This window comes from Rhodopseudomonas sp. AAP120 (assembly GCF_001295845.1).
Lineage (GTDB): Bacteria > Pseudomonadota > Alphaproteobacteria > Rhizobiales > Xanthobacteraceae > Rhodopseudomonas.
The window spans coordinates 1-9,588 of record NZ_LJIC01000149.1 but is presented as its reverse complement, the minus strand read 5'-3'; the positions used below and the strand labels follow the sequence as shown (position 1 = coordinate 9,588).

Annotated in this window: 6 protein-coding genes; 1 reads left to right on the top strand and 5 read right to left on the bottom strand. The window is 66.8% G+C overall.

Annotation, left to right across the window (positions count from 1 at the left end):
• Nucleotides 1–390: 390 nt before the first annotated feature.
• The 5 genes from IP86_RS21855 to IP86_RS21835 form a co-directional block, all read right to left on the bottom strand.
• Nucleotides 391–3,474 carry an efflux RND transporter permease subunit gene (locus IP86_RS21855; protein ID WP_054164538.1) on the bottom strand — a complete coding sequence of 1,028 codons (3,084 nt, stop codon included), beginning with the start codon at nucleotides 3,472–3,474 and terminating at the stop codon, nucleotides 391–393.
• The gene (locus IP86_RS21850; RefSeq protein WP_054164541.1) at nucleotides 3,475–4,314 is read right to left on the bottom strand and encodes an efflux RND transporter periplasmic adaptor subunit; all 840 of its coding nucleotides are present in this window, start codon (nucleotides 4,312–4,314) and stop codon (nucleotides 3,475–3,477) included.
• A gap of 465 nt (nucleotides 4,315–4,779) precedes the next feature.
• Nucleotides 4,780–5,412, bottom strand: a complete 633-nt coding sequence (locus IP86_RS21845; protein WP_054164537.1) for an OmpA family protein — start codon at nucleotides 5,410–5,412, stop codon at nucleotides 4,780–4,782.
• Between the two features lie 120 nt (nucleotides 5,413–5,532).
• Complete coding sequence (locus IP86_RS21840) at nucleotides 5,533–7,020, bottom strand: caspase family protein (protein ID WP_054164540.1); 1,488 nt, start codon at nucleotides 7,018–7,020, stop codon at nucleotides 5,533–5,535.
• A 166-nt stretch (nucleotides 7,021–7,186) separates the two neighbouring features.
• Nucleotides 7,187–7,684 carry a MarR family winged helix-turn-helix transcriptional regulator gene (locus tag IP86_RS21835; protein ID WP_082364186.1) on the bottom strand — a complete coding sequence of 166 codons (498 nt, stop codon included), beginning with the start codon at nucleotides 7,682–7,684 and terminating at the stop codon, nucleotides 7,187–7,189.
• Between the two features lie 128 nt (nucleotides 7,685–7,812).
• Between IP86_RS21835 and IP86_RS21830 the strand changes: the two genes are divergently transcribed.
• The gene (locus IP86_RS21830; RefSeq protein ID WP_054164536.1) at nucleotides 7,813–9,420 is read left to right on the top strand and encodes an FAD-dependent oxidoreductase; all 1,608 of its coding nucleotides are present in this window, start codon (nucleotides 7,813–7,815) and stop codon (nucleotides 9,418–9,420) included.
• Nucleotides 9,421–9,588: the final 168 nt, after the last annotated feature.

The following is a 9,588-nucleotide window of genomic DNA, read 5'->3' as shown; positions in this document are numbered from 1 at the left end:
GCCGCGGGTGCATCGGGCACCCGGCGTTCCGCGCGCCCTCTTCCCAAAGAGGGCGAAGGGACTGCGGCATAACTCGGGCGCGATGCGCCGCGAGAACGCGGGGGCGTGGCTGCTAATGGCGTGGCTGTTTGACAGATGAAGTCGACCGACGACGTGAGGCACAACGCCACCATCCACTTCCTCCGTCATGCGCGGGCTTGACCCGCGCATCCATCGCGTGCGCAGCGCGCTTAAGGATGGCTTCTCGCGAGGAGAAGTATCACGAAGAGGATGGATTGCCGGGTCAAGCCCGGCAATGACGACGTGGCGGTGGGGCGACGCCTTGCCACCAAGTCAGCGCGCGCAGCTCAGCGTCCGCGTATCACCGCCGCCCCCATCATCACCCGCGTATCAGCGCCGCGCGCTACTCTCCGCTTCGCCGCGGTGGCTCAGGAGTTTGCTGCCGAAGCGCCAGGCGAGGCGGCCGAGATCGTCCATCATCATGAACATGGCGGGGACGAAGATCAGCGACAGCACGGTGGAGAAAATCAGCCCGCCGATCACCGCCAGCGCCATCGGCGAGCGGAATTCGCCGCCGGCGCCGAAGGCCAGCGCGCTCGGCATCATGCCGGCCACCATTGCGATGGTGGTCATCACGATCGGCCGGGCGCGCTTCTGGCCGGCGTCGACGATCGCCTCCTCCCGGCTCTTGCCGGCGCGGATCGCCTCGAGCGCGAACTCGACCAGCATGATGGCGTTCTTGGTGACGATGCCCATCAGCATGAGAATGCCGATCCACACCGGCGTGGTGAGCTGCTTGCCGGTGATCAGCAGCGCGCCGATCGCGCCGCCGATCGACAGCGGCAGCGAGAACAGGATGGTGATCGGCTGCAGGAAGGTGCCGAACAGCAGCACCAGCACGGCGTAGACCATCATCAGGCCGCCGGTGATCGCGGTGGCGAAGCCGTCGGACAATTCGGCGAGGCTTTCGGCGTCGCCCGACGGGCTGACGCGGACGCCCTTCGGCAGCGACTTCATCACCGGCAGATCCTTGATCTGCTTCTCCGCGTCGCCGAGCGCGGCGTTGCCGACGAGGTCGGCCGCCACCGTCGCCTGCCGCTCGCGGTCGTAGCGGTTGATGCTGGTCGGCCCCTGGTCGAACTTGACGTCGGCCACCACCGACAGCGGCACCGAGCCGCGGCCGCCGAAGATCGGCACCTGCAGCTGCTCCAGCGTCGGCAGATCGCCGCGCGCGCTGTCCTCGAGCTGGACGCGGATCGGCACCAGCCGGTCGCCGGCGTCGAATTTGGCGAGCGCCGGGCCGACGTCGCCGATGGTGGCGACGCGGATGGTCTCGGACAGGCTCTCGGTCGAGACGCCGAGCCTTGCGGCGAGATCGGCGCGCGGCACGACGCGCAGCTCGGGGCGATCCAGCGAGGTCTCCGAGATGACGTTGGACAGAGCCGGGATGCGCTTCATCTGCGCCGCCAGTTCCTGCGCGACGTTGTTGACGATGTTGCTGTCGGCGCCGGTCACCACCAGCGCGATCGCCCGCAGGCCGTTCTCGTCGAGGAACCAGTAGCGGATGTCCGGGACCAGATCGAGATCCTTGCTGATCGCCAGTTCCAGCTCGCGCTGGGTGATCTTGCGGTCGCCCTTCGGCGTGTAGTTGATGATCAGCGAGGCGCGCCGCACCTCCTGGATGCCGGGCGGCACCCTTCCGCCGTCGACGAACACGCTCTTCACTTCGGGCCGCTTGCGCAGCATGGTGACGATCCGCTCGGTGGTCTTCTCGGTGGTGCCGATCTGGGTGCCGGGCGGCAGCTCCATCGCCATCACCGAGCGCGCGGTGTCTTGCGCCGGCAGGAAGCCCTGCGGCAGCAGCACGATGCTCCAGATCGACAGCACGAAAATCGCGAGCCCGATCAGCACCGTGACGTAGTAATGCCGCACCGACCAGGTGACCAGCCGCGTATAGGCGCGCAGCACGCGGCCCGGCGGCTTCTCCTCGTGCGGCGCATCCTTCAAGAAATACGCGGCCAGCACCGGCGTGACGAACCGCGCCGCCAAGAGCGAGAAGAACACCTGCACCGACACGGTGATGCCGAATTGCTTGAAGAACTGCCCGGCGATGCCCGACATGAAGCTGGCCGGCGCGAAGATCGCGATGATGGTCAGCGAGATCGCGATCACCGCCAGCCCGATCTCGTCGGCCGCCTCGATCGCCGCCTCGTAGGGCGACTTGCCCATCCGCATGTGGCGGACGATGTTCTCGATCTCGACGATGGCGTCGTCGACCAGGATGCCGGTCGACAGCGTGATGGCGAGGAAGCTGACGAGGTTGAGCGAGAACCCCAGCATGTCCATCGCCCAGAACGCCGGGAAGATCGAGAGCGGCAGCGAGATCGCCGCGATCACGGTGGCGCGGAAGTCGCGCAAAAACAGGAACACCACGATCACGGCGAGGATTGCGCCCTCGAACAGCGTCGAGATCGCGGCTTCGTAGTTGCCTTTGGTGTAGTCGACCGAGGTGTCGATCAGCTTGAGATCGACATCCGGGTTGGAGGCCTTGAGCGCGTCGATGCGCTTCTGCACGGCTTCGGCGACGACGACATCGCTGGCGCCCTTGGAGCGCTTGATGCCGAGCGCCACCACCGGCTCGCCATTGACGCGCGCGAACGTGCGGCGGTCTGCGATGGTGTCGGTGACGGTGCCGAGATCGTCGAGGCGGATTTCGCCGCCCGACGGCAGGCTGATCATCGTGCCGGCGAGATCGTTCAGCGTTTTCGCACCCGCGAGCGTGCGGATCGCCTGGTCGTTCTTGCCGATCTCGGCGCGGCCGCCGGCGAGGTCGACATTGGTGCCGCGCAGCCGCCGCGACACGTCGAGCGCGGTGAGGCCGGCGGCCTTGAGCCGGTCGGGATCGAGCGAGACGAGAATCTCGCGCTCGACGCCGCCGATGCGCTCGACCTGGGCGACGCCACGCACGCCCTGCAGCGCCCGCTTGACGACGTCGTCGACGAACCACGACAGCTGCTCCGGCGTCTTGCCGGGCGAGATCGCCGCATAGGTGACGATCGGCAGGCCGATGACGTCGACGCGCTGGATCAGCGGCTCGTTGACGTTCTGCGGCAGGTTGGCGCGCACGCGCGTCACCGCGTCCTTGATGTCGTTAAGGGCGCGGTCGGTGTTGGTCTCCAGTGCGAACTGGATGGTGGTGACGGACAGGCCATCAGTCACCGAGGACGCGATGTGGCGGACGCCCTCGACGCCGGAAACGCCGTCCTCGATGGTCTTGGTGACCTGCGCCTCGAGTTCGGCCGGCGCGGCGCCGAACTGCGCCACCGCGACGGAGACGACGGGAATGTCGGCGCTCGGCAGCCTGGTGATCGCCAGCTTGGTGAAGCTGATCCAGCCCAGCGCCAGCAGGATGATCGAGAACACGATCGAGGGCAGCGGATGCCGGATCGACCAGGAGGAAACGTTGAGGCCCATTTAGCGCACCCGCGATCGGTCGAATTCGTCCTGGACAACCGGCTTGATCAGATCGCCGTCGTGCAGCGAGGTGCCGGCATCGGCGACGACGAACTCGCCTTCGCGGACGCCCTCGAGCACTTCGATGCTGCTGTCCGACACCAGCCCGACCTTGACCCGGCGGGTCTCGACGGTGTTGCCCTTCACCACCTGCACCTTGAGGTGATCGACCGCCTGGCGCGGGATGGCGACGCCGCAGCTGCGCCGCGCGTCGATCGTCGCCTTGACGAACAGGCCGACGCGCAGCGCCGGCGAGTTGGTGACGGAGATGCGGACCTTGCCGAGCTGAGTCTTGCGATCGATCTGCGGCGCCACCAGCCGGACCTTGCCGACGAGGTCGGTGCCGCCATCGAAGCCGATCCGCGCCGGCGCGCCGGGCGTCACCTTCAGCGCCTGGATGCTCGGCACTTCGGCCTCGACTTCGAGTTCGTTGCCGACGGTGATCCGCAGCATCGGCCCCGCGAGCGGCGACGCCGGCGCACCGACCGCGGTGCGCAGCTCGGTGATCAGTCCGGCTGCCGGTGCGCGGAGAGAGCGGGGACCGCTCGCGCCGATCATGCGGACCAGCTCCTGATTGTCGGTGACGGTGTCACCCTCGCGCACCAGCACCTCGGTGACCTTGCCTTCGGTGTCGGCGATCACCACCGCCTCCTTGCGCGGCACCACGAAGCCGGTGACGCGCACCATATCGGAGAAGCAGGCATTGGAAGCCTTCGCTACGGTGACCTGCACACCGCTCGGCGGCGGCTCGGCTTTCTCGGCGGCGAGGGCGGGAGCGAGGGCGAAGGCGCTTGCGCTCATCACGGCGGCGACAACGATCGCGGCGCGCGGTGCTCCGCGATGCGTCTCCGAACTCCAAAGCATCCAAGGACCGGCCTTGCCACGCAACGTGATCATCGGCGCACTCGGGTCATCGGCATGCTTCATCGATTCTCGGTGGAAATTTGACGCGTCATCGGATCGTCGTAGGGCGAAGTCGACGGGACCAGTGTCAAAGCTCGCGCAGGGTCCCGGAAATCTACACACGGCAGCAACACCGCAAAAGAGCAAAAGAGTTCGGCCAGCAGCGTGGCGGTAGGCCGCGGAGGTGCCCCACGTACGTTCGTCATCCCCCGCGAATGCGGGGGACCCAGTATTCCAGAGCGCCTGTCGCAGGCGCATTGCCGATCATCGCACGCTCTGGGATACTGGGTCGCCCGGACAAGCCGGGCGATGACCGCGGAAATAGTGGGGCCGTCCTCGATCAAGTCCCGGTCACTGTGCCATTCACTTCGCCGCAGTCGTCTGGCTCGTCATGTTGACGACCTGGACGCGGCGGTTCGATGGATCGGCGGGGTTCGCCGCATCCTTCGGCTTGCTCTTGCCGTAGCCGACGGTGACGAGATCACTGCCGGCGATGCCGAACTTCTCGACCAGCGTTCGCTTGATGGTGTCGGCGCGGCGCTCGGAGAGGTCCTGATTGTAGGCTTCGCTGCCGATGCTGTCGGTGTGCCCGGCGACCACGAAGGTCGATCCCTTGAGGTCCGGATTGGCCAGCGCCTTGCCGAGCGCTTCGACAGCGGGCGCGGCTTTGCGGCTGATATTGGCGGAGTTGTAGTCGAAGGTGATCTCCAGATCGATAGCCGGCTTGTCCTTCGCCAGCGTGGCGATCTGCTCGCGCTCGCCGAGCGACAGCGAGCGCGACGGGCGGTTGCGCAGGGTATCGACGAACTGCCGCTCCGTGGGATCAGCCTGGCGCGGCGCGGACAGGCTGCGCGTCAACGGCTTCTTTGGCGCAAGCGCGCGCAGGATCTGGTCCTCGGTGGCATCATCGGCCGCGGCGGCGAGGCTGGTGCCGAGGGTCAGCGCGGCACTGAGGCCGAGGATGGTGCGGACAAGCACGAAGCTGGATGTGGACATGGCGTACCTCTGCGTCGTTCGGCGCTGTGTGCGGCCAGGTTATGTGGCCGGTGAGGGGCGTTCGACTCGTCGTCGCTGCCGGGGCGGAGGAGGTTCAATGCCTCGGCAGATGCGGCGCGGTCAGTTGACCCCGTAGCTGTCGAATTCCTTGACGATGTTGGGATCCAGCCCCTTGGCGGTATTGAGGTCGATTTCGCCCTCCGACTTCAAGCCGAGACGCTGCCGTGCCAGACCCCGACCATACAGCGACGAAGTCAGCCGCGGGTTGATCTTCAGCGCCGCGTCGAAATCAGCGATCGCGTTCTTGTATTGGCCGTTCTTCAGATTGAGCAGGCCGCGGCTGTCGAGCGCATCGACGAAATTGGGCCGCAGCCGCAGCGCTTCGTTGCAGTCCTTGAGTGCTCCGGGCAGTTCGTTGATGACGGTGCGGACCCAGCAGCGGTTGTTGTAGGCCTCGACGTCGCGCGGATTGAGCCGGATCGCGTCGTCGAAATCCTTGATCGCCGACCAATACGCGCCCTTGCTGGCATAGACCTGCCCGCGCCGATAGAACGCGTTGGCGTCGCCCGGATTCTCATCGATGCGATTGCTGAGGTTCTGCACCGTCGGGTCGTCACGCAGCGCCAGCCGGACCTTTTCGTCGTCCTGCTTGGGATCGAGTTTGGGATCGGGCGTGGTGGCGCCCAGTTCCTTCGACAGCGCCTTAGGTACGTCGATCGGTTGCGGCAGATCGATCTGCTTGGCGAGATCGGCGGGTTTGCCGGACTCAGTGGACGCCGGGGTTGCCGGCTTGGCCTCTGCGGCCGGCGTTGCGGCAGGGGGCGGCGCGGCGGCTGCGGCTTGCGCCGAAGCCGGCATGAAGGCGAAATCGTCAGCCAGCGACGACGAAATCCACGGCACCTGCTCGCTGCGCGATGCCCGGGTGACGCCGACCCGGGTGCGGTTGAGCGCTTCCTCGGCGCCGAGACCCGGCACGCGGATCTCCTTGAGCAGTTCCGTGACGAACAGGCTGCGATCGCCGCCATTGTCGCCGACGACCGAACTCAGCGCGGCGGAGTACATCACCAGCGAATTGCCGGGCGCGATGATCGGCGCAAGGCCGGCCGAAAAGCTGCGGAACCGGCGCTCGAACGGATTGCGGCGCGATGCGTCGATCAATGCAATCTTGACGGTGGCGCCGCGGCTGTTGAGCTCGCCCAGCACGGTCTCGAGGCTGACGCCGTCGCGCCGCACGTCCGGCTCGGTCCAGATCTGCGCATCGACCGGGATCATGTAGCTCTGCCGGCCGGACTGGATGCCGTAGCCGCTGAAGAACACCAGCGCGACCGCGCCCGGCTTGGTGCGCGCGTACAGCTTGTCGAAGGCGCGGCGCATCGCATCGCCGCTGAGGTTCTCGCCGACCTCGACGTCGAAGCCCTGGCGCCTCAACTCATCGGCGAGATCGCGGGCGTCGCCCACCGGCTGCTTCAGCGGCTTCTCGGCGTCCGGATATTTGGCGTTGCCGATCACCAGCGCGACGCGGCTGCCGCGGTCGTCTGCAGCGATCGCGGCGATTGGAGACGCCGCCAGCAGCGTGAGGACGATGAGCAACGCGGTTCGGAGCTTCATGCAACGCCGGTCCTTGCTGGGACGCCGATCCGGGCGAAGCGGAACGGCCATTCGATTGCGATCGACGTCCTTCATAGGATCAATCGGCCGAACTCGCCACTGTCGCTTGGGTCGCGGAACGGACGCGGAAGGTTCGGCGCCGGACCTGCCGTGCTATGGCGCTCCCTCAGCCGACCGACGCCTTCTGTTTGACGGCCACTGGATCATCGTGGCCATGGCTCGCCTGGATCAGATCGAGGTGCCGCTCGATCTTGCCGAGCGCGTCCGCAAGGCTGTCGCGCTCGCGCGCCGAGAGGCACGACAGGATCTCTTGCTCCCGGCGCTTCAGCCGCGGTACCAGCTCGTGATACAGCGCACGCCCTTTCGGCGTGAGCTGCAGGCGGAGTTCGCGGCGGTCGTCTTCGTTTTCGACGCGCTCGATCAGTTCGCGTTCGAGCAGCGCATTCACCGCACGACTGATGGTCGATTTGTGCGTGCGCGTGCACTGCGCAATGAACTGCGCCGTGCAGGCATCCTCGCGAAAGCCGAGCGTAGCGAGAATGCGCCAGCCCGGAATGTCGAGGCCGTAGCGCTGCTGATACTCCTCCGCCAGCGCCGTGCTGACTTCGGCGGCCAGCCGGTTGAGCCGGAACGGCAGGAAGGAGAACAGATCGAGCTTCACCAAAATTTTCTCCGGACCGGGTTGCGCCTCGGCGTGGCAGCGGCTTAGATGGTTGCAAATGAAACTATCATGCGGGAGGAAACCTTGACCAGCACTTTGCCGGGCCGCATACGCCGAAAAGGCTGAGCGCGATGTCACGCGAGGGTTTTCAATTCGGCTACCGCCGCCATCCGGATCAGGACCGGTTCGGCGAACCGGCACGCTATCCGGTGGTGATCGTCGGCGCGGGGCCGGTCGGCCTGTCGCTGGCTATCGATCTGGCGCAGCGCGGCCAAAGCGTTGTGCTGCTCGACGATGCTGATCGGATCGGCGAAGGCTCGCGGGCGATCTGCTTCTCTAAGCGTTCGCTGGAAGTCTGGGACCGGCTCGGCGTTGGCTCGCGGATGGTCGAGAAGGGCGTGGTCTGGCAGGTCGGCAAGGTGTTTCGCCGCGGCGAGATGGTCTACCGCTTCGACCTGTTGCCGGAGACCGGCCACAAGATGCCGGCCTTCATCAATCTGCAGCAATACTACGCCGAAGCCTTCCTGGTCGACCGGGTGCAGGAATTGCCGCAGATCGACCTGCGCTGGCGTAACAAGGTGACGGCGTTGGCTCAGCACAATGATCACGCCGAACTGACCATCGAGACGCCGGACGGGCCATATCGGCTCGCCGCCGACTACGTGGTCGCCTGCGACGGCGCGCGCTCGGCGCTACGCGGCCTGGTTGGCGCCGAGTTCGCCGGCGAAGTGTTCGAGGATCAGTTCCTGATCGCCGACGTCAAGATGACGGCGGAGTTTCCGACCGAGCGCTGGTTCTGGTTCGATCCGCCGTTCCACACCGGCCAGTCGGCACTGCTGCATCGTCAGCCCGACGGCGTCTGGCGCATCGACCTGCAGATCGGCGCCGATGCCGAAGCAGCGGTCGAGCGGTTGCCCGAGAACGTCCGGCCGCGGATCGAGCGAATGCTCGGCCATGGTGACTTCTCGTTCGAATGGATCTCGGTCTACAAATTCCAGTGCCGCCGGATGCAGCGTTTCCTGCACGAGCGGGTGATCTTTGCCGGCGACTCCGCGCACCAGGTCTCGCCATTCGGCGCGCGCGGGGCCAATTCGGGTCTCGAGGACAGCGAGAACCTCGCCTGGAAGCTGGCGCTGGTGCTACGCGGTGAGGCGCCGGCGAGCCTGCTGGAGAGTTACGAGACCGAGCGCAGCCAGGCCGCCGACGACAACATCCGCCACTCGACGCGCTCGACCGATTTCATCGCGCCGCATTCCAAGCAGGAGCGACGGCTGCGCGACGCGGTACTGGCGCTTGCGCAGGACGTCGACTTTGCCAAGCGCATGGTCAACGCCGGACGGCTGTCGACGCCGTCGGTGTACGACAGCCCGCTGTCGACGCCGGACGTTGATACTTGGTCCGCGGGGCCGCGCCCCGGCGCCGCGCTGATCGATGCGCCGCTGCGGTCGGCTGACGGCGATCCGCTGTTTCTCACCGATGCGTTCACCCAGGCCGGCCGCAACTTCGTATTGCTGGAAAGCGCCAATGGCGTGCGCGCGCCGCTGCCCGCCGGCGTCGCCAGCCTCCGCATCGGCGACGACGCGCCGCTGCGTGACGAACAGGGGGCCTTCGCCCAGCGCTACGACGCCGCCCCCGGCTCCGCCTATCTGCTCCGCCCCGACGGCTACGTCGCCGCGCGCTTCCGGCATCCGACCGCAGCGGCGATCGAAGCCGCGCTGGCGCGCGCGAGCGGACGATGAGGGCGCCGATATGATGATGATCACGATCTCGCATTTTGCGCAAACGGCGCAACGTGCACGGCGCGACCTCTACCCGCGCGCGGGGAGAGGTCGATCGACTCCGCGCAGCGGAGACGATCGGGTGAGGGGGCGTCTCCATACGGCCGAGCCTCTGCGACCCGCGGAGGC